The sequence below is a fragment of the Paenibacillus glacialis genome (assembly GCF_001637205.1).
Lineage (GTDB): Bacteria > Bacillota > Bacilli > Paenibacillales > Paenibacillaceae > Paenibacillus_AQ > Paenibacillus_AQ glacialis.
In genome coordinates, this window is the sequence record NZ_LVJH01000050.1 from 1 (window position 1) to 20831 (window position 20831).

The window sequence follows — 20831 nt, forward strand, 5'->3', positions numbered from 1 at the left end:
TACTATGATGGGAGCATATCATAATGGTCCTGCTTTTTGAGGTTAGACCCGATACGATTACTAAAGTCAGCAATGATGAACTCTACTCTCCGATATCAATAACTTCAAACGCATGCCCGCATGCTGGGCAATATCGTGCATTCATCGCAACCTTTTGGCCACAGATACAATCTTTCTCATCGCCTACATGTCCCATCTGATCTTGATTCCTCTGAATCTCATCTTTTAACGTTAATATTTGCTGTATGAGGGGTTCAAGATGTTCATTATTAAGTACCTCATTCTCAGTCGTTAATGACATAAAGACAGAGCGTCCAATCTCCTGATAATGATCTAAGATTTCCCTTTGTTTAGAGCTATTTTGCATCTTCAGTCGATTAATTTCTACAGCTACCTTGGCTTTATTCCCAGCTTCCGATACACCTGATTTCAATTTATCAAAAAAACTCATAAGTTCATACCTCCGTATATTCTATTATGCTTGTTCAATGATCGTCATATATTGACGATCAACATTAGCTAATTCCGACTCTAGGGTCACATGCTCATTGTTCAGTTGTTGTAATATCTCGTTAATTACGTATGTCTTAGCTTCCACTTGATCCAGTGTATCATTAATTCTGCCTTGAACCATCCAATCCGAAATAAAACCATCAAAGAAATAATCACTAAATTTAAGGAAATCACCAATATCTATCTCAATCGATGCGCTCACCTGGACATCTCTTAATTCTTTCGAGAATCGGCTCAATTCCCTTTGAGCATTGTGAATATACTCCATTGCTTCATCAATATTACTATGTTTTAAGTGGGTTGAGATCATTCCACCGCCAAGCATATCATAAGTACCCCAATTTCTAGCTTTCTGAAGTCCATCCGCAGCACTCCCCAGACTCTCCACGACCAAGAAGCCCGCCTGAATGGCTTCCTTCAATTCTTTCAGAGTCAGCTTAAGATCCGTTTGTCGGTCAACAAGTGCCATAATATCCTTGTTTCCGTGTACGAGAGATTGTTCTTTTTGTCGTATTATTGCATCATATTCTACTTTCCAACCTCTGAGGCGTGCGAGTTCTTTCTGAACATCTTGTATTTGGTCTTCCATGTCTTTCATCGTACGTAGCGCTTCATCATATTTCACCTTGGCTTCAAGTACATCTAACTGTTCACGTTCGATCTTTTCTGCCTTCTTACCCATAATACTGTAAACCAAGTTTGATAAAGTCATGCCTGTTAGTCTTTCCACTTCCTGCTCTTCACGTTGTAGACGCTGTTCCCAGTTCTTTGTTTCACTCTCATAATGAGATAAATCAAGTACTAGATCTTCAAGGCGCTTATCCCACTTTCTATAGCTGCGACCTTTCTCTTTGACTTCAGCGAGACGTACATTTAAATCATGAAACATGAGCGTTCCCTCCAATTTGCAATCCACCCATAATAAATATAAAACGTAATAACTCCCAACAAGTTTCAATTTTATGTAAAATATATGGGTTAGGATGAGGTAAACTAGATTTTTAGGCGAATTATCGATATGATAAGACAAGATTTGTTATATAAGGAGTGAGACACGTATTTATGAAAAAGAAACATGTATTAATGCCGTTAATTACACTTATTACTGCTGCTCTATTGTTAGCTGGTTGCGGTAACAAACCAGCTAATGAGCCAACAACTGATCAAACAACAGGGAATAACACAGAACAAACAACGCCTGTTGAACCAACGCCACCCGCAGAAGAAACACCTACAACTGGAACGACTAAGAGCTGGGACAATCCTCCAGCGATGGAGATTGACAGCACCAAATCCTATGCAGCTGAAGTCACAACGAACAAAGGGACTTTCACCATCGAACTTTACGCGAAAGATGCACCTAAGACAGTCAACAACTTTGTGTTTCTATCTAAACAAGGTTTCTACAACGACGTCATCTTCCACCGTATTATGGAATCCTTTATGGTACAGACGGGGGATCCACAAGGAACTGGAATGGGCGGCCCTGGGTACCAATTCGAAGATGAGAAGACCACTTATAAATATGAGCCCGGTATTGTAGCTATGGCTAATTCAGGCCCGAATACGAATGGAAGCCAATTCTTCATCTGTACTGGTGACGATAGTGGTTCTCTGAACAGTCAACCGAACTACACCATCTTCGGTAAAATAACGAACGGAATGGATGTTGTGAAGCAAATTGCTGCCACTCCTGTTGAAGCAGATATACGCGGAGAAATGAGCGTACCAACAGAGACCATTCAGATTAAAGATGTTAAAATTACTGAGAAATAAATCAATAACCTATTTCATTAAAAAAAACCGCGATATCCTGTTATAGGATGTCGCGGTTTTTTGATTGTACCGATGGAATGGACATTCATGGTCTGAAATTATTTGTTCAGGTTATCCGCTAAGTACTTTATAATGCCATCTTCAGAATCTTGAGAATATTCCCACACCATGACACCTGCTAGTTTTTTATCTCTAATATATTTAACTTTTGCCTCCAAGGCCTCTTCATCTTCATAGGTAATAAAGGTATCACCATTATATAAATAAGCCGTCTTCGCAGTATTGTCAAAATACCGCTTAAATCCATCTTGATCTAAATACTTATCTTTTATCGTCTTGTAACTTAAATCCACTTTGTTTATATCAATAGGTTTACCCATGGAAAATGCGGCATCCTTATTCGTAGCACTTTTTACATTCTCCCATGCGTAAGAATAAGCTGGAATTCCTAAAAGAAGCTTGTTAGGATCAACATTACGTTCTAAATATAAATTAATAATACGATCTACGCTAGTTATACTCTTCCCATTCTTATCTTTAAATAAATTCGAATTATACCCTGTCGTATCTGACCAAGCACCCGTTAAGTCATAACTCATGACATTAATGAAATCCACATACTTTTCTACTTTGTTAATTTCAACGTTTTTGAAGAACCAATCTTCGTTCCCAGCAGCAAAGGTTAAATAGTAATTCTTATTTTTACGCGGGAGTCTATCCAATTTTTCTTTAAGTTCCTTCATCAGATTGGTAAAGTTCTTGGTATCTTCAGGTCTCGCTTTAGTTGTATTCCATGAATCAAAAGCTGGATATTCCCAGTCTATATCGATCCCATCTAAATCTAACTCTTTAACCATTGCAATCATACTCTCAGTAAAGTGGTACCGATTTCCATCCAGCGAAGCATCAGAGAATCCATCCGCTTTATAGCCACCAACACCAAGTATGAAACTCGTTTTCCTATTATTCTCTTGTAGTTTCCTTATATTTTCTTTAATCTCCTCATTTTTAGCAGGATCTAGATCAAAATAAACATTTGTTTTATCAATTTTGGCAAAGGCAATAATAGCGATATCGATATTTTTACCTTTTAGATTTATATCTTTAAAGTCTTTCCAGATTGGTATGTACACGGAGGTTATTTTCTTTTCAGAATAAACGGTATCGTAAAAGTAAATACCCATACCTACAACTAATATAGCTATGAAGGCTTTTGTAAAAAGACTTATTTTTATCATGTTAGCTTTTCCCTCCAAATAGTACTTGTGTAACAAATTTATTTAGATTTAGTACTTTAACCGTGACATAACTTATTGAGAATATAACAGCTACATTAAAAATAAGACTAAATGTTGTTTCAAATAGACTCGCTTCTATTTCTGCTCTCTTCGATACTAGGAGCTCAACTAACAAATGAATGAGGTAGATACTAAAACTTGCTTTAGAAACTGAACTAATTATTTTTTTGATTTTGTAATTAAGCTTTTCACTAATAACCGTTTCTTTATCTTGGAAATAAATAAACATTCCTATTGCCATACAAAATGTTGTGAGTGAGTAATTTCCGTAGAACATCTCATCTAGGACGCCACTATAATAAGATGCAAAATATGTAGCTACTGGCGTTATAAATAAAGATAGGATGCCCAAGTTATAGAAGAGATTCTTGAGTTTCGTCGATATGTCATAGTTATAGAGATAATATCCTAGAATAAAATATCCTAAGTAACCCATGAATAAAGGGATATTCGTTATGGGTATACTGATATATTCAGAGGTTACTCTAAATACAACATCAGAGACAAACTTATACACTACACTTATCAAGAACCAACACAGTAGATAATACCTTAAATCTTTCTCGCTACATGCCTTTACTAACTTACTAATTAATGGGACTGTTATGTATATCGCAATGATGGCATATAGAAACCATAAATGGACATAATTTCTGTCGTATATTAAACCATTACCAAAATGAACAAGAAAATCATAAACACCCATACTGCTTTTTAGAATGAAATATTGGGTATAAATGGCATATATTAAGGACCAACTTAGTAAAGAAATGATTAATGGGAGCACTTTCTTTACATAAAAATGACGATAGGATTTCACCTCAACTCGAAGGATCATTGAACCACTAATCATAAAGAATACCGGAACAGCAAATCTTGATATTGAATTGAAAAGGTTACTGATCCACCATGATGTTGTATTGAAATCATTTGTCCGTGTAAGTAAATCTGCAGTGTAATGTAAAATGATAACGGCTACGATAGACAATATTCTTAAAATATCGATAAATATAACTCGTTTATCTTTTAGTATATGACTCATATATGCCTCCTAAAATTAAAGTTTTCTCATGCCTAAAGTCTAAAGTAGGAATTAGCTTATACTTGAAACACCTTTTCTCTCAACGAATCCCCAGCCTTCGTCATTATCAAAGTATTTAAACGTGCCTACAATATTCATATACAGAAGTAGATTTCGATAGGTCAGTAATTCTGCTTGGCTAAACACAAACATCCGGATATAATCCTTTAATGAATAATTGCTTCCATACTTTTTGCATAGAATCAACGAAACCCCAATTTGCAACGCATTAATCAAAAGAACAGATGACATGAGAATGATCATTTGTTTTAAATTTGTACCAATAAAAAGTCCTTGAATGAGATAAAAAATAGTTGTAAATGCCGTTAATGTACCTAGAACGAAACCATCGATAGCAAAAAAGATGCTGACGCCAAAACTAAACTTTCGCGATAATTTGGACCAATAGATCAATATGCAATCTACATAAGCTTTCTGCCAACGTATTCTTTGTTTGTAGAAGTTCGTTATATTCTCTGGGCATTCCGTGTAACATACAGCTTCTGGTGCATAGACAAGCTTCTTTTTCAAGTTATTCGCTTTAATGTACTCATGAATTTTCAAGGTAATATCAATATCTTCACCTACAGTACTTCTAAATCCGTTTACGTCTACCAATAAATTCTTATAAAAAGCACCAAATGCGCCTGAAATAACGACGATCGAATTAAATGCAGATTGAGTTAGTTTTCTGCAATAGAATCCATGTATGTAACTGATGACTTGGCTTTTAATAATGCCTTTACCCGTAAATTTATCTTGGATAACTCCATCCTTCTTCTCAGCGCCCTGTACGATTTTTACAGTACCCCCTAAAGCGATGATCTCCTCATTATGGAAATATTGACTCACATATTTAAGCGAGTTAATTTCTAACATACTATCTGCATCTAGCGTGATAACGATATCCGAATTAGCGCAATCAATACCGGCGTTGAGGGAATCTGCTTTTCCACCATTGAATTTATCAATTACAAATATATTGGCATATTTCTTAGAACGATATATTCCTTTGATAGCAGCGTAATTCAGCTTACCATCTGCTTCTCTATCACTTATCGACAAGTCCAAAAGCTCATTTAATTTCTGCAATGTCTGATCCTTGGAACCATCATTAATGATAATGACTTCATAGTTACTGTAATTTAAACCCTCCATTGCATCTATACAATTCTTAATTGTAAGCTCCTCGTTATAAGCAGGAACTAATACCGAGATCGTCTTTTCAGAAAGATCAGTATTTAATTGCTTTACTTTACTGAAAAACAAGGGAATGATCGTGTAAATAATTTGGAATCCAATAAAAATGAACGTTGATAAGTAAAAAAAGTACTGCATGGACTCACTCCTTCTTCTCTATTCGAATCTAGAAACCTATGAATTAGACTTTTTACCAATAAATCCCTCCCTCCGATTAATTATAAATAATAGTAAATAAAGCCAAAAATAGCAACACTTGAAAGCGTTATCTTTGAAATTTTCTGAAAAAAATATTTATTTATGTTTTTCACTCCTGCAATCATTTACATTTTTAGAGGAAATGAAATGACAAAAACAGGTCAATTATGGTGGTATCTGACCATAATCGACCTGTCCAATGCAACAAAATAGCGTTATTTAGGATATAAAATTCAAGCATTGATGGCGTACAAACATAATGGAGAAATCATTATACTGGTATTACATGGGCTATATGTGTTATATGTGTTATTGGTAGAATGACGGATTCATTCGGCACTGGGTAGCCCCTATCCAAAGTACTCACATCGCAACATCCTAGTATGTTTGTAATAATCTAACAATGGCTGTAAAATGTCTTGCTGTAGTTGCTCCCAATTTTTTATGATTGATATGCTATATATTGTTTTTCTAAAAACTTACCATCCTTTTCACCACTTACCGATAAAGAAATTTCAAATTCTTTTTCACAAAACTCAATAGTAGTGTCCTTAAACCATACATACTGATATTCGAGTTCACCAAAAACCGCATCATTTATTATCATTTTACACTCTCCTTTAATTCGTTTCCTATTTTGTAGCAAATCCTCCAGGCATAATGCCCCTGCGTTTATTTCTCCCACTCCACCATATTGCTCGACCAGATCTCTGACGAATTCGTACCGCATTCCCTCTTGCATCGCTTGTTCCATTGCTAGACGCTTACGTACTGTGTCGCCACATGGCCTGATGTCGACAAGACTGATGCCATTTTGGGACTCTTCATCGTTAGGGATTGCATCACGTTCTTCAGCTTCATCACTTGCTCGCCGAGACCGAGGTCGTTTGCCATCTTCCTCGCATTGGTAAACAACTTTCCCCAGACCTCCGCTGGCGAACCCGGATGCTATATCTGCGGTTTTACGCAATGCTTGGACCGCATCTACGGCTCGTGTTGTTGCCTGCACCAACTTCTTACCTGCATTATTGTATCGATCCTTCAGTTAAATTGCTTGATCTAAAATCTTATCTATCGTTTCATTATTTTTAGAAGGTCCCTTTTTGATATCAATTAAAATATTGGTAATAACTTGCTTTGTTTCATTGTCAACTTTCTTCAAAGCATCAGTAAATGGACTTATTAATTTCTCTCCATTCAACAACGTTTTAAGAAGCGTTTTAGCCCAACCTTTCGCCTGAGGCAACATGTTCACTATGCCTTGCGCTAAAACATATATTCCCTGATCTAAGCCATTCCGATTTGCAATGTAAAAAATAGTCTCGATTATGTCGTCAGCAGCCGAAGGCTCTTCAATATCATCCTCGAAAATAGTACATAAATCCTTGATAACCTCATTACCTCCGTTATATGCTAATTCGTTAAGCAAGCTTGTAAATACATCAATGTCATCACCTTCATTATTTAAAAACCGCATTTGATATAAAGTATTAATTTGTTGCTCAAATGACATATTAAAACCTCCCTTACGACTATTCTCATTGTTTCGGTGGTTTTTTAAATGCCCCTTTGGCGTCCACCTTGTATTTTTTATAATAGTCTATATATTCTTTTATTTTCTTCCTAGTTTCCTTATTGTAAAGACCGTCCTCTTTCGGGATTCTCCTTAAATCATTTATGTCAAACGCCAAAGCATCCCTTGGAGATAAAGACATATATAATATATCGTCTTCCGCTCTTGATTTTGGAATCAAACCATAGGTGAGCGTTCTTCTATGCCTTCCACCACTTGCCCAATGTATCTGGTGATAACCTTACAGATCACCATATTCCTTCAAATTAATTTATGAATGAAAAGTTTTTATACCTTGAGAAAAGCCCCTATACTTCACAAATATAAATATATTAATCATAAAATCTTATAGACTCGATTATTCATTTATTAAATATCCATAAAAGTATTTCCCGCCTATTTTCCAGTCCATTTTTGAAAGTACATTAACATAATTGAGGACATCTTTGAATTTCTCATCTGTAACAATTGTATTGTACTCAACAGGGCTTTTAATTCCACTCCAAACTGATAACAAAGAGGGAATTACATTAGTTTTTATCATATCCTTATTTTTCAATGATATTGCTGCTTTCTCAACTAGTTTCTTAGCTAACTCTCCTGGAAACACGGGTTCCATATAATAATAATACTTATCATTGTTAATTCCTTTTATATAATCAAGATATAGGTTTCCAATTTCGTCAACTGGTGCCTTTTCATCTAATGTATCAGAATAGTTAAGCATAATATCCAAGGTATTCCTAATTGTTTCTTCTACATTAGTATCCTCCCATTCTTCTAGCATTGCTAATAAATATGGAGTTGCATCATAAGATAACGTATATAGAGCGCATGATGCAAATGTGTCCGCATTATCTTCAGATACATTGGAAAGAAACAATAAATTTTCATTGTTTAATAGATCTTGATGTGACGCAACCGAACAAAATAATCTTATACATAAATTCATAACATTTTCATCCGTAGCGGTATTCAACAATTGAATCAGTAAACTTTTAGCTGTAAAATCACCTAGTTTTAATAAGTCATTTATTAATAAGACACACTGTTTTTCAGTGGTTATTTTTGTAATAGATTCTTTCAACAAACTAATATCGCCACTAGAGTTTTTTTCTCCATACCAAATACTAGGCATTAGATTATCGGATTGTGCCAATTTAACATCTCCTATTCATTATTCTGATTCTGTGTCTATTAAACCCTCAGTATCGTTTATTCCAATCATCTCAATTTCTGTCTTATAATCCACTGATGGCATGCAAAAAAGACTTGTTCATACTCATAGTTCAAGTGGAATAAGTCTTCTAAGTTTTTCAAAGTGTTTAGTAAATTTATAAGTGTAAGGTTCTGTTGGTTGTATTGTGCGATTGTTCTATTTATGATGACAGACCCTGATACGTCGATATGGAGGAATAACCTAATCATCCTCCTCCTCAACTAGTGTAATGATCTCTCTAATATCTGATATCTTAAGTACTTCAGCGATCTGCTCAATGTGACGGAAGTTGATGTTTCCTCTCTTACCATTGATAAGCTCAGAAATAGCAGCCCTACGAACATCAGCCTTTAAAGCCAATTCATTCATGCTCATGCCCTTTCGCTGTAACAATTCATCCAGCGTCACACGCACTTTCTTCTTCATACTTATACACTCCAAACTATCATCATTCTAGTCATTGACTGTACCTATAAGCGTACGATATAATTCATTTAAATGACGTACGCTTAAGCGTACGAAGCAACAAAAAAATACATGTTCACCGTTGGTTTTCGAATTCAAAGTATCTCACTATAAATTAACGAAGGGTCGTTGGTTTACTTGCTTGAACAAATTTGTATTGTTTTAGGTCCATATGATGCTGACGATCTCAGTTATGAAATTTCTCTGGGTTACCTCGTTGATTACAATCATGCTATGTATATTAACGGGGGTTATCTCCGGTTTCGGAAGGTTCGTAAAATCTCTGATCATGCCCATTTGTACACCGAAAGTACCGAAGCGACTGGTATAATACTAGCTACAGGTGTGACCCGTGAGGATACGATTGTAATTACTGAGATCTTTCAAAAACTTAAAACCATGAATGCATTAGAGTTTTTGATTTCAAAATTAATAAATTTAGCATCCGGAGATTTATTTTTAGAAATGGAGATTTGATAAACTTGTTAAACAGGTAGCTCCCGATACATCGTTCATGATCCACTCATAATGGTCTTTCTCCCTCTACCAAGCTTCAATGCGATTTCCAAACGCTAATAATGATTGGGTACTCCAACATACCATTCACTAGACATCGTTGGTTTATAAACGTAAATACTATGATTTGATTGCTTAATGGCTTTAACATCAACTTGACTCCGTTTGAGCAAGGTGGCTAGCCTAAAAGGGGATCCCATACCTATGTTGACTGATAGTCACCAGATTTCTTTCCTACATCATAATCATCGCTGCAAGGGTCAGGTAAGTTGCGGACACTGTACTCTTTACTTTGTCTGCCTTTATTCAAGTTGTCGTGCCACTGCTTATTAGTTGCGATTCATGCTTCACACCGTCTCTATCGCCGCGGGGTATTCTACAGTTGCAATTGAATTTGAAAAAACGTAAGAAAGCGAAGATAAAAAAACAGGTCAATCATGGTGGTATCTGACCATAATCGACCTGTTTTATGTAACGCCTTAGCGTTAATTAGGTTATACTTTTCAAGCATTTTGTATGCGTACACGTAAATGATGAAATGTTTGTAGCGGTATTCTTGGGTTAAGTGTGTTATTGGTTAAATGGTGAGTTCATTCGTCACTGAGTGGGGCTTCAAATCGCCCCCACCTAGTTCCACAAAAAAAGACATCAATACTGGCGACATTCACGCGTTTTGGTATTCTAGCTAACTGTCAATTTACAAATCGGATAGTTTCACCATAAATAGTTCAATCATTTGTTCTATTTTGTTATTTGTTAAATTTCTTCTACCGAAGGTTGGAAAGGTTTGACGCACACTTAGATCCTAGTGTTTCTCAGAATTTCACTAAGTGTAACTTCTTTTTCGGAAATTATGTCATAAAATCCTGTGTGTACTCCTTCTTCATATAACCAACATATATCAGTTCCGTATGGGGCATCAAAAAACTCTAAAATTATAGGGGATATTTCAAAAATAGATTCAGCACTTAGAATTGTAAAATTTTCTGCATTATTAATATAATCATCATCATCTACTATAGAATATAAATTCCACCCGTTTAATTGTGGTATAGAACTTTTTTCTCGAAATGAATACCTAATAGGAAAACCCGAATTAATATTTTTAGAAACTACAAAGCCACCGTATTCACTGTTATTTATTTTCATTTTCAAACTCCTTTATAATCTCTACGACCTCATTCCTCCAAGAATATTCTCTTGAATGAAGATCCATAATACAACAAGGATCTATTCCAGAAAAAATGGCGACCTCTCCGGGTAGATTACCTAGAAACGCTCGCCACTTAAGACACTCTTTTATTTACCTTTATTACTAAAGTTTATACTTTCTTTTTCACTACGTTTAAAACATCTATTATATTTGACTTTAAATTTCCATAAAGTTTCTCGACAAACTGATAATGTCCGTCTATCCCCCTATGAATAATTGTATTCATTACTGGATGATTTTCTTTATTTGTTGCTTTTATCAAGTCATCAGCAAATGGAACGGCTTGTCCTTCATCATACTTAAACACATTGATCAATAACGCTATAGCTAATGCATAAGCCTGTGGCTGGCTGAGATCGTCCCTTTGAATTATTACATTTATTGCGCCAAAACAGAATACAGCGATAACTTGCCTCTCAAGTTCCGTGGTCTCATCAAATTTGATTTCAATGAGATCAAATATCTTTTCTGAGAAAAGTCTTAGCTCTTTTACTGCATTATTTATTTTCACTTCATCTAATTTATTTGGTTCTATAACATCAGTCATTATTTTATTTCCCCTCATAATACTTTTTCCTTGAGAAGTAACATTTAGTAAATATATAGCATTCCTTTAGGCCACTTTCCCTTCCAGCCACATGGGCAATGTCCATGTTGAAAAATCAGTAACATTTCCCTAAAAAAATTTGGGCAACCCTTAAATTCTTTAAATGTGGCTTCTATACCTGCGTTCAGTAATAGCCAACTTAGAGTAGCACCAAACTCTTCTTTTATATCTTGCTCCTCGATTATATCGTATAGCTTAGTAACTGATAATTTATACTGTACCGAATCTCTAATTGAAGCAACTACAGAATTAAATTGTCTTACACTATAGCCCAGCTTTCTCATAATAAAATCAGCTAATATATCTCGGCTATTTGAAATAAGCTCTTCCCATTCTTCCTGCTCATCGTATTTCTCTGCCTCTTCCCACCCCTGAACATGTTGAACCGAACATGACAACTCGATATTCACTACTTTACCACAATTTATGAACCACTGAATATTATCAAATTCCCCTAATAATTCTTGACTAACATTTATCTTTTTCATTTATCTTCAACTCCATTATCTATCAATTCAGATCCCTATATATACTATATATTCTCCCTGGGATCTTAGGTAGCCCATTCTTCCTAGTCTTTAAATGGCACATTCATACCGCCAAGCAAACCATATTTTACTCTTTGATGAATCTGTAAAACCAGAAGAATTGTTTTTTCCTCCGCTGCGCTTGGAACCATTCATAATGGATATCATGGTTAGTGCTGCACGCATCTTATCTCCGACCAATTCGTACCGCATTCCCTCTTGCATCGCCTGTTCCATCGCTAGACTCTTACCGTACTGTATCCCCACATGCGTTGCGGTAGCTTTAGTTCAATTTAGGACTCTTCATCGTCAGGTGACTGCATCACGTTCTTCAGCTTCATCACTTGCTCGCCGAGTCCGAGGTTGTTTGCCATCTTCCTCGCATTGGTAAACACTTTCCCCAGACCTCCGCTGGCGAACCCAGACGCCATATCTGCGGTTTTACGCAATGCTTGGACCGCATCTACGGCTCGTGTTGTTGCCTGCACCAACTTCTTACCTGCATTAACTTTACTAATCCCTTTGCCTACGACCTTCGCTGCCGTTGCACCCCAGCCTACGAACGGAATTGCTGCCGCCGCAGATAGGGCTGCGTTCGCGTAGTCTCCACGTGCCGCATATATTCCCGCATTCAGTGAATCCGCTGCTTCTCCGATACCTGGAATCAGTCCTGCCACATCGAGCACCACAAAATATAGAGCAATCATGATAGTATCTGACCATTATCGACCTATTCGATGTAACAGAGCTGAATGATGGGTTTACTCCTTACTAGGTGGGGTCTATTTCATCAACCGCCGCAACAGAGCCATAAACTAAAAAGACCACAATACGGGCTAGATCGCATTGTAGCATTGTTGGTTGTATTTCCTAGGCCATAAACACCGACGTAAGCAAAGCAGACGTTTACTCGGTCTGCATATCCTAGGGCGAGAGTAAGAAGGTCTCAACAGAGAATCATAACCTCCATTAAGACCTTCACATTAGTAAACCCGTTTATCAAATCACTAAAATTATTACGAATTATATCAATTTATCTATATTTTCTTTGATACCATCATCAAACGTAGCTCCCTCAATATTCGCTCCCGTCCACTTTACCCCATTTAGCTGTGTGTTGGTGAAATCAACTCCTGCGAAATTACCATTACATAGAATAGCTCCGCTTAAATCTGCATTCTTAAAATCAGCATTTCTTGCATCAACATCAGTTAAATTCGCATCAATAAAATCAGAGCCATTAAAATTACCATTGATAAGAATGGCTCCTGTCAAATCAGCTCTATCAAAAAATGTCTCGTCAGCATTAATTTCGCTAAGATCTGCTTTACGGAACTTTGCCTCTAAAAGAGTTGAACCTGATAAGTTACCTTTAGTGAAATTGACTCCATCAAAACATGTCTCAATACATGTGCTGACAATGATTTGAGCATATTTCATTTGAACCTCTCTGAAATTAGCCCTACTCATTACCGAGTCTAGCATCTCCGCTTTCTCTAGATTACAGCTTTCAAAATTAGCAGCTATAAATTCACAGTCTCGAAATGAAACTCCCACAAAGGAAGAGGCTTTAAAATTCACTTCATTAGCGTATAAACAATCTGCCATGATCTCAGTAAAATCTGAAAATGAAAGATCGATTTCACTGCTTATTTCCATACCATTGATATGTTCTTTATTGTTTTGTGCTCGGTTAATGATTTCTGTGACTTTTTTTCTTGCATCGTTATCATTAGTCAATATAACACCACCATTCTACTTCACGAAGTTTATTTGATGCTATCAATAAATTCTTTCCATTTTTTATTTACAGCAAAGGTAACCGTTCTTTTATCTTTGCTGTAATTGGGAACTGCCAGTATTTCAGTTGCTTCCAGATGATCCGTTGCCTTTAGCCAAGAATCTAATAATTGGTCAGGGGACGATTCCCACGGCTTTTCTGTGATGTCAATTTGAACCCCTCCCCATTCCTTTTCACAAATGAGGGCTGGCATATTCTGAAGTACGTCTCTACCTAATAACTCTACTAATTCATTATTAAAATAGGTGCGAAGACCCAAACCAAGAGGACCTCTCGGACCAAAATTAACAGGGGCGATTTGTGCACTAAAGTTCATCCATCTATGATATTTTTGAAGGTCCGTAGTCCAAGGTATTGTAGATGGCCAATAAATATGAGTATTGCCATACCTAGGCTTAACAATTTCAGCTAAGCGCTCTGATAACTCAAATAGTATAGGCCATTGGGCTTGAGGCAAAGAAGTGAAATTAAAAGTTAAAAAAGAACGAAAGTTGCTACCATCCAAGCTAAAATACCCATTGTATTTCATTTCAGTTGTTCTATGAAGATGAATCTCAGAGAATCTTGGTTGCTTCCTAACTATCTGTTCAACGATTTCCTGCTTATCATAATTTAATCGTATTGTTTCATTATTACCCCAATGTGTTGGGATTAAGTTATTATAAAGTTCAAAAACATCAAGAAGACTATTAAGAGTTTGTTCATTTTCTAATGATACTGTAGGGAACATAGATATTGAGAAAGTTTTTGGTAGATTTTTTTTATCCAAAACATCACCCTCCTTTATTTTATTCCAATTCACCCCAATATGCCTCCCCTGTCTCCTTATCAATGATCCATTACGAGTAATCTTACCCAAACCGGGATCTGTATAATATATATCACTTCCCTCTGATAAAGGTTGGTTTGGACGAGGACTCGGCGGGTGTCCATCAAGGTTAGGACTATCACTTGAGATAGTGACTATATGCCTACTACCAGGATTTTGACTAGCCATTTCTGTAATGTTCTCTGACCAATAAGTCACTATATAACTCTTGCAGTTCGGTCGCATTTAACATGTCGACAAGCGGTATTTCTTTCTTTTCAAACCGTACTTCCTTACTCTTAATTCCCACGCGATCCCCTTGAATCGCTATAGGCTCCTGCTTATCAAAGGTTTGAAATGAGATGAAATCATTCGCTATCATTTTTATCGATTCTACCACAAAATTGTTATTGCCCAGTTCCAGACCATTACTTGCTACTACGAAAAGGTATTTGTCTGCTTCGAGCCTAATATTACTACCATCCAAATGAATTCGAACGGAGTCTTTCTCAAATAATACTCCATCATCTCCAAACTCCATTTTTGCTACTCCCGGCATGTGAAACACCTTTGTCGTAGGCTTTTGAAACACGGTTCTGGACTTCATTTCTCCACTACTACCACAAACTGAATTAATTGCAATGGTTTTCTTCTGTATCCCACTTGGAAAATAGACCTTAATCCGTGCTTAAGGTAGTTTCATCTTTCAGTTTCCTCTACTTTTTCCAAGCATATAAAAAGCCTATTCCTCATTATGACTCTCATAGGAATAAGCTTCTCATTACCTTATATATATGTTTAGCGTTTGTTATATTTATTCGTTATTTTCTATACTCTTAACTTCTAACATTTTCTGATCAATCCAGTTCATAACCGTTTCTGCCTCTTCTCGAGCAATCACCCCCCGCTCGCTTTTATATTTATAAGTTTCATAAGCCCATACTAATATGATTTTCACAAATTCAACTGTCTCTAATTTACAGATCGGTTCAACTTCATCTTCTTCCTCGTCATAAAAAGGATCTTCAATTATTGTATAGTCTCTATCGGATATAACGCTAGATGCATTTCCTCCATGGTTATATTGTGGTATATTCCCTCTTAATAAATCAATATAATTATCAATATCAATTTTCAAATCTTTAAATCTCCATGGTATATCAGATCCTAATGGGTCACTTATCATATTTGCGAATTTCAGTGATTCTTCTTCATCAAAATCTAATACAACTATATTAAATCTCTCCATACGTTTCAATTTATATTTATACTTAATCATTATTAAAATCTCCTCCAATTTAATGTACTGGATAAGCTGAAATTATCTTACCATTTCTTAAAACAAGCTCTATTTCCATTCCCGTGCTTGTTTCCCCTAAATATTTATTGTTTTTTTACAATTGCTTTATTATTAAAAGCTTCATTTATGGCATCTATCACCTGTTTTGGAGTCCATTCCTTTGGAAAAAATGTGGATTTAGGTTTCTTTAATACTCCATTAACTTCAATATTGACTTGATACACACCAAACTCATTAGGTGGATCAACATTCCCGACAATTTTACCATTACTATTAGGCATTCCTTCATAATGAAAACCGTTGGCATTTCCATTTTTGAGAACTTCACCATCAAAAATGTGATTTAATGCATTTTCTTTGGTCCCTTGTTTGAAGTTTTCTGTGTTTTGTAGACTCTCAAGCCATTTCTTTTTCTCTATCTTTTCGAGAAGTTCCTTTTCTAATTTCAGGTAATTACCATATTTTGATGCTTCGCTTGCGGCTTTACTATTAGCAATATTTTCCTTGATACCTGCACGTAACTCATCCACGTACTCGCCATTAATCGAATTCCGCTTTCATCCAGCCTTCAGCGTATCATCCAAAGTATCGAGATTATCAATATACCGCGCATTAGCTGCCAGATCCCCTGATTTGAGTAATGCCTTAAACCCTAAAACTAGCTCTGCTCCGCCCAATATTAATCCTAAGACATTGACAACATCTTGATCTATAGGTTGTTTCCTATATATCAACTCATGAAAAGAGAAACCACAATACGGGCGTCCAGCTCGCATTGTGGCGTTGTGTTGTACGAAAGATCCATAAAATTATAGACAACTCTGATGTCACTGTTATTTAACAAATAGGAAGTGATTACTTTCTAAACTCGCTATCTTTAAAAAAATCCTCTTCTAGATATGGGTAGTTCAGTAGTTCTAGATTTTCTTTAGTCATATACCACGTTCGATATTCATCTAGCCTACTATTTATAAATAAACACCCGTCAATTCTCTTCAATAGTGGATATGAGGAATCATCTTCAACAACCAAATCCTGACTATTAAATTGTAATAATTTCCCGATAAGTTCAAGGAATTTTAACCACCCGGTATCAAAAGTACGCGATATAAATTGGATACTAATATCAACGTTTGTATCCACACCATGCGTTTCGAGATTCAGCTTACGATAACGTTCTATATATTCATCCTCATCATCTAAATTAATGCTAATAGTAAAATAAGTACAACCAATACTCACACATTGAGTATTAGACCAATCCTTTACTTCTGCTTCATATATATTTAATTCCAAAACTAATACATCATATATCATATTGTAAAGCAACTTCCCAAGGGATTCTCTAGGCAATTCAGAACCAATAGATAGCCAAAAATCCATTTACTCAAACCTCCAGTACGCTCTAGTTACTTGACGACCTTCAATGATCAATAGTTCATCTAATTGTTTTGAATCCTTGTGTGTTTGACTTTTTATAAATTCAATAAGCTCAGCTCTTTTTTCAACAGGATAATCATTTAAATTTAATACTGTTCTTCTAGCTTGTTTTGTAGTTTTCTCTCTGAGAGTTCTGAGAACGTTGTCTAGTTTCGTATTTATATCAGGCGCGTAACAATCAAAAACCTGCCCTTCAATAATGAAGTCTGGACTTTTTTGGGGATCAATACCATAGCCGTTTCCACCAAAACCATTTCCATTGGGGACTTCGTCAAGCATTATAGTACGATATCCTTGTTCCACGAGTACATCAGCAGCTTCATTTTGTCTTTCTAATCCTCGAGCATCTTAACCTGTAGCTTTAGCATATTCTCCTTCTGGTTTCCCTCCCTTAGGTAACGAAGGCTTCGTAATTGTTGCATTTGGCCTGATTTTAGGTGTATAAGGAATATATTTAGGAGGATGTGGATAGTACTCAGAACTAGTTTTCCAGTCTACATTTTTATCACCATATTTTGAACGGAAATAATCATCCCATTCTGGTCCTGTTCTAGGTATCTTTGTAGAATTATAAGTCCCCTCAGGAACCAACCTCACATCATCCATTATATCCTCGAGATCATCAATATACCGCGCATTAGCTGCCAGATCCCCTGATTTGAGTAATGCCTTCAGCCCTAACTAAGCTCTGCTCCGCCCAATATTAATCCTAAGACATTGACAACATCTTGATCCATTCCTAGGTTGCTTCCGATATATCAACTCATGAAAAAAAGAAACCACAATACGTGCTTCTAGCTCGCATTGTGGCGTTGTATTGTACGAAAGATCCAAAAAATTATTGACAGACTCTGGTGTCACTATTATCCAACCAATAGGAAGAGATTTCCTTATATACTCACTATCTATAAAAAATCTTCTTCATAAGGATAATTCAATAGTGCTAGATTTTCTTTTGTCAAATACCATGCCCGATAATCTAAATTACTATTAATAATCAAGCGCCCGTTAACTCTTTTCAATAGAGGATACGTGGTGTGATCCTCAACAACCAAATCCAGATTGTTTAACCGCAATAGTTTTTCAATTACTTCGAGTAGTTTTAACCATCCGATATCAAACGTACTCGTTTTAAATTGAATACTAATAAGTACAATAGTATTCACACCGTATGCTTCGTGATTCATTTCTCGAAAACGTTCTATATATTCATCTTCATCATCTAGATTAATGCTCATAGAAAAATATGTGCAGCCGATGCTCACGTATTGATTACCAGATCGATCCCATACCTCTGCCTCATAATTAATTAATTCTACAAATAATACTTCGCATAACATATTGTAGAGCAATTTCCCCAATTCTTCTTTGGGCAAATTAGAACCAACTGATAATCTAAAATCCATCTTATTCAAACCTCCAGTACGCTCTAGTTACTTGACGACCTTCAATGACTGATAGTTCATTTAAATATTTTAAATCCTTGTTAGTTTGACTTAATAAAAACTCAATAAGTTCAGCCCTTTTTCCAATAGGATAATCATTTAAATTTAACACTATTCTTCTTGCTTGTTTTGTAGTTTTATCTCTAAGCTGGTCAAGTACGTTCTTTAGAATAGTTGAATTAGGAGCATAACAATCAAATACCTGCCGCTCTATTATGAAGTCCGGACTTTTATCAGGATTAATACCATAGCCATTTCCATCAAAACTTCCATTTGGAAGTTCATCAAGCATTACAGTACGATATCCATTTTCCGCAAGCACATCTGCAGCTTCATTTTGTCTTTCTAATCCTCGGCCATCTTTACCTTTAACATCAGCATAATTTCCTTCTGGTTTTCCTCCCTTGGGTAATGAAGGTTTAGTAATTATAGAATTCGGTCTAATTTTAGGTGTATAAGGAATATGATTAGGGCCATGTAGTTTGTATTCAGAACGCGTTTTCCAGTTCACATTCTCATCACCATATTTTGAACGGAAATACTCATCCCATTCTGGTCCTGTTCTAGGTATCTTTGCAGAATTATCAGTCCCCTCAGGAACCAACCTCACATCGTCCAATATATCCTCGAGATCATCAATATACCGTGCATTAGCTGCCAGATCCCCTGATTTGAGTAATGCCCTAAACCCTAAAACCAGCTCTGCTCCGCCCAATATTAATCCTAAGACATTGACAACATCTTGATCCATAGGTTGTTTCCTATATATCAACTCATGAAAAAAAGAAACCACAATACGTGCTTCTAGCTTGTATTGTACGAAAGATCCAAAAAATTATTGACAGACTCTGGTGTCACTATTATCCAACCAATAGGAAGAGATTTCCTTATATACTCACTATCTATAAAAAATCTTCTTCATAAGGATAATTCAATAGTGCTAGATTTTCTTTTGTCAAATACCATGCCCGATAATCTAAATTACTATTAATAATCAAGCGCCCGTTAACTCTTTTCAATAAAGGATACGTGGTGTGATCCTCAACAACCAAATCCAGATTGTTTAACCGCAATAGTTTTTCAATTACTTCGAGTAGTTTTAGCCATCCGATATCAAACGTACTCGCTGTTTTAGCAAGTTTAGCATCCGCTGGATCTGTAAACAGTGTAGCTAACTTACCCATGATTGAAGATCCGGTTCTGTTTCTGGGTAGCTTACCTTTAGGAGCTAGTTTAATTGATTTTTGACTTTCTGTGGCATTTTATTAATTAATAGCATCGCCTCTATTTCCTTCATAGCAAGCCATCTAAAAACTGAGTGACCATAAGACTTAATACAAACTAACTTGGTCTAGACATGGAAAAAGCTCATTCCTACTAATTTCAAGTTGGAATGAGCTTTTTTTAAGTTTATGAAGTAAAAATTATTGGCTTTAATTACGATATTATTATAAAGCGAGCTTACACAAAAGATTAGACAGACCCTCATTTACAGCTTTGTAAATGGGTTTTAGATCAGCGGTCACTTTCTTCAAGTCTTTGTAGGAGACAAATCGAGTAGAGTTGCGAATCTGATGAATGATGCATTTTTGGATCTCTGTTTGCGGATAACAGGCTGTAATCGCTTGAGTGAAGCCTGCTAAGTTGTCTACGCATGTGATGAGAATGTCTTGTACACCGCGGTTTTTCAGATCATTAAGGACACTGAGCCAGAACTTGGAGGATTCATTTTCGCCGATCCACATTCCAAGAACGTCTTTACATCCATCCAAATCAATACCAATGACCATATAGGCTGCTTTGTTTACAATAGAGCCCTCATGCTTGACCTTAAAGTGAATTTTTTCCAAT

The 20831-nt window shown here is 36.0% G+C and carries 28 protein-coding genes and 2 pseudogenes; 2 read left to right on the top strand and 28 right to left on the bottom strand.

The features are described 5' to 3' along the window. Positions 1-82: 82 nt before the first annotated feature. Entirely contained in the window at positions 83-451 is a 369-nt protein-coding gene (locus PGLA_RS20510) for a zinc ribbon domain-containing protein (RefSeq protein WP_068536453.1), read from the bottom strand. 24 nt (positions 452-475) lie between these two features. Then, the gene (locus tag PGLA_RS20515; protein WP_068536454.1) at positions 476-1402 is read right to left on the bottom strand and encodes a hypothetical protein; all 927 of its coding nucleotides are present in this window, start codon (positions 1400-1402) and stop codon (positions 476-478) included. Positions 1403-1575: 173 nt separating this feature from the next. On the opposite strand from PGLA_RS20515, the gene PGLA_RS20520 reads away from it, so the two are divergent. Further along, positions 1576-2289 carry a peptidylprolyl isomerase gene (locus PGLA_RS20520; protein ID WP_068536456.1) on the top strand — a complete coding sequence of 238 codons (714 nt, stop codon included), beginning with the start codon at positions 1576-1578 and terminating at the stop codon, positions 2287-2289. 98 nt (positions 2290-2387) lie between these two features. Here the strand turns inward: PGLA_RS20520 and PGLA_RS20525 are convergent, their stop codons facing one another. The 8 genes and pseudogenes from PGLA_RS20525 to PGLA_RS20565 form a co-directional block, all read right to left on the bottom strand. Further along, a complete protein-coding gene (locus PGLA_RS20525) occupies positions 2388-3524 on the bottom strand; it encodes a glycoside hydrolase family 18 protein (RefSeq protein WP_068536524.1) in 1137 nt (378 codons plus the stop codon). 4 nt (positions 3525-3528) lie between these two features. After that, entirely contained in the window at positions 3529-4629 is a 1101-nt protein-coding gene (locus PGLA_RS20530; RefSeq protein ID WP_068536462.1) for an acyltransferase, read from the bottom strand. 51 nt (positions 4630-4680) lie between these two features. After that, positions 4681-6006, bottom strand: coding sequence for a glycosyltransferase family 2 protein (locus PGLA_RS20535; RefSeq protein WP_068536464.1), 1326 nt, complete (start codon positions 6004-6006; stop codon positions 4681-4683). Positions 6007-6443: 437 nt separating this feature from the next. Further along, positions 6444-6673 (bottom strand): annotated as a pseudogene (locus PGLA_RS20540) (DUF6985 domain-containing protein); the annotation flags it as partial. Between the two features lie 438 nt (positions 6674-7111). Continuing rightward, positions 7112-7579: an Imm30 family immunity protein gene (locus PGLA_RS20545; protein ID WP_068536466.1), complete on the bottom strand. Its 468-nt coding sequence runs from the start codon at positions 7577-7579 to the stop codon at positions 7112-7114. A gap of 25 nt (positions 7580-7604) precedes the next feature. Beyond that, positions 7605-7820: a hypothetical protein gene (locus PGLA_RS20550; protein WP_211269594.1), complete on the bottom strand. Its 216-nt coding sequence runs from the start codon at positions 7818-7820 to the stop codon at positions 7605-7607. 177 nt (positions 7821-7997) lie between these two features. Continuing rightward, complete coding sequence (gene imm47, locus PGLA_RS20555; protein WP_068536470.1) at positions 7998-8798, bottom strand: Imm47 family immunity protein; 801 nt, start codon at positions 8796-8798, stop codon at positions 7998-8000. A 261-nt stretch (positions 8799-9059) separates the two neighbouring features. Next, positions 9060-9284 (bottom strand): helix-turn-helix domain-containing protein, encoded by a 225-nt coding sequence (locus PGLA_RS20565; RefSeq protein WP_068536475.1) that lies wholly within the window; start codon positions 9282-9284, stop codon positions 9060-9062. Between the two features lie 177 nt (positions 9285-9461). Between PGLA_RS20565 and PGLA_RS20570 the strand changes: the two genes are divergently transcribed. Then, positions 9462-9800 carry a hypothetical protein gene (locus PGLA_RS20570; protein WP_068536477.1) on the top strand — a complete coding sequence of 113 codons (339 nt, stop codon included), beginning with the start codon at positions 9462-9464 and terminating at the stop codon, positions 9798-9800. A gap of 837 nt (positions 9801-10637) precedes the next feature. On the opposite strand, the gene PGLA_RS20575 is transcribed toward PGLA_RS20570, so the two are convergent. The 18 genes and pseudogenes from PGLA_RS20575 to PGLA_RS20660 all read right to left on the bottom strand — a co-directional run. Next, entirely contained in the window at positions 10638-10988 is a 351-nt protein-coding gene (locus tag PGLA_RS20575) for a DUF2185 domain-containing protein (RefSeq protein WP_068536479.1), read from the bottom strand. 173 nt (positions 10989-11161) lie between these two features. After that, positions 11162-11599, bottom strand: a complete 438-nt coding sequence (gene imm48, locus PGLA_RS20580; RefSeq protein ID WP_084411350.1) for an Imm48 family immunity protein — start codon at positions 11597-11599, stop codon at positions 11162-11164. 44 nt (positions 11600-11643) lie between these two features. Continuing rightward, positions 11644-12147, bottom strand: a complete 504-nt coding sequence (locus PGLA_RS20585; RefSeq protein WP_068536482.1) for a hypothetical protein — start codon at positions 12145-12147, stop codon at positions 11644-11646. Positions 12148-12237: 90 nt separating this feature from the next. Beyond that, on the bottom strand, positions 12238-12453 hold the full coding sequence (locus tag PGLA_RS20590; RefSeq protein WP_161487971.1) for a hypothetical protein: 216 nt from the start codon (positions 12451-12453) through the stop codon (positions 12238-12240). Between the two features lie 26 nt (positions 12454-12479). Beyond that, positions 12480-12893: a hypothetical protein gene (locus PGLA_RS28425; RefSeq protein WP_068536486.1), complete on the bottom strand. Its 414-nt coding sequence runs from the start codon at positions 12891-12893 to the stop codon at positions 12480-12482. Positions 12894-13209: 316 nt separating this feature from the next. Further along, the gene (locus PGLA_RS20600) at positions 13210-13926 is read right to left on the bottom strand and encodes a pentapeptide repeat-containing protein (RefSeq protein WP_068536488.1); all 717 of its coding nucleotides are present in this window, start codon (positions 13924-13926) and stop codon (positions 13210-13212) included. Positions 13927-13955: 29 nt separating this feature from the next. After that, positions 13956-14789, bottom strand: coding sequence for a hypothetical protein (locus PGLA_RS28210; protein WP_161487972.1), 834 nt, complete (start codon positions 14787-14789; stop codon positions 13956-13958). A 187-nt stretch (positions 14790-14976) separates the two neighbouring features. After that, positions 14977-15336 carry a hypothetical protein gene (locus tag PGLA_RS20610; RefSeq protein ID WP_068536489.1) on the bottom strand — a complete coding sequence of 120 codons (360 nt, stop codon included), beginning with the start codon at positions 15334-15336 and terminating at the stop codon, positions 14977-14979. Positions 15337-15609: 273 nt separating this feature from the next. After that, the gene (locus PGLA_RS20615) at positions 15610-16074 is read right to left on the bottom strand and encodes a hypothetical protein (protein ID WP_068536490.1); all 465 of its coding nucleotides are present in this window, start codon (positions 16072-16074) and stop codon (positions 15610-15612) included. A gap of 104 nt (positions 16075-16178) precedes the next feature. Beyond that, entirely contained in the window at positions 16179-16625 is a 447-nt protein-coding gene (locus PGLA_RS20620) for an EndoU domain-containing protein (RefSeq protein WP_068536492.1), read from the bottom strand. Positions 16626-16652: 27 nt separating this feature from the next. Further along, a complete protein-coding gene (locus PGLA_RS28215; protein WP_161487973.1) occupies positions 16653-16829 on the bottom strand; it encodes a hypothetical protein in 177 nt (58 codons plus the stop codon). 121 nt (positions 16830-16950) lie between these two features. Beyond that, entirely contained in the window at positions 16951-17478 is a 528-nt protein-coding gene (locus PGLA_RS20630; RefSeq protein ID WP_068536497.1) for a hypothetical protein, read from the bottom strand. Continuing rightward, a complete protein-coding gene (locus PGLA_RS20635) occupies positions 17479-17814 on the bottom strand; it encodes a CdiA C-terminal domain-containing protein (RefSeq protein ID WP_068536499.1) in 336 nt (111 codons plus the stop codon). A gap of 69 nt (positions 17815-17883) precedes the next feature. Then, the gene (locus PGLA_RS20640) at positions 17884-18141 is read right to left on the bottom strand and encodes a hypothetical protein (protein ID WP_068536501.1); all 258 of its coding nucleotides are present in this window, start codon (positions 18139-18141) and stop codon (positions 17884-17886) included. Between the two features lie 299 nt (positions 18142-18440). After that, on the bottom strand, positions 18441-18941 hold the full coding sequence (locus tag PGLA_RS20645) for a hypothetical protein (RefSeq protein WP_068536503.1): 501 nt from the start codon (positions 18939-18941) through the stop codon (positions 18441-18443). Position 18942: 1 nt separating this feature from the next. Next, positions 18943-19731, bottom strand: coding sequence for a CdiA C-terminal domain-containing protein (locus PGLA_RS27090; RefSeq protein WP_084411352.1), 789 nt, complete (start codon positions 19729-19731; stop codon positions 18943-18945). A gap of 151 nt (positions 19732-19882) precedes the next feature. Continuing rightward, entirely contained in the window at positions 19883-20164 is a 282-nt protein-coding gene (locus PGLA_RS20655; RefSeq protein WP_245700202.1) for a hypothetical protein, read from the bottom strand. Between the two features lie 300 nt (positions 20165-20464). Beyond that, positions 20465-20830, bottom strand: a pseudogene (locus PGLA_RS20660) (IS256 family transposase); the annotation flags it as partial. Position 20831 lies beyond the last annotated feature (1 nt).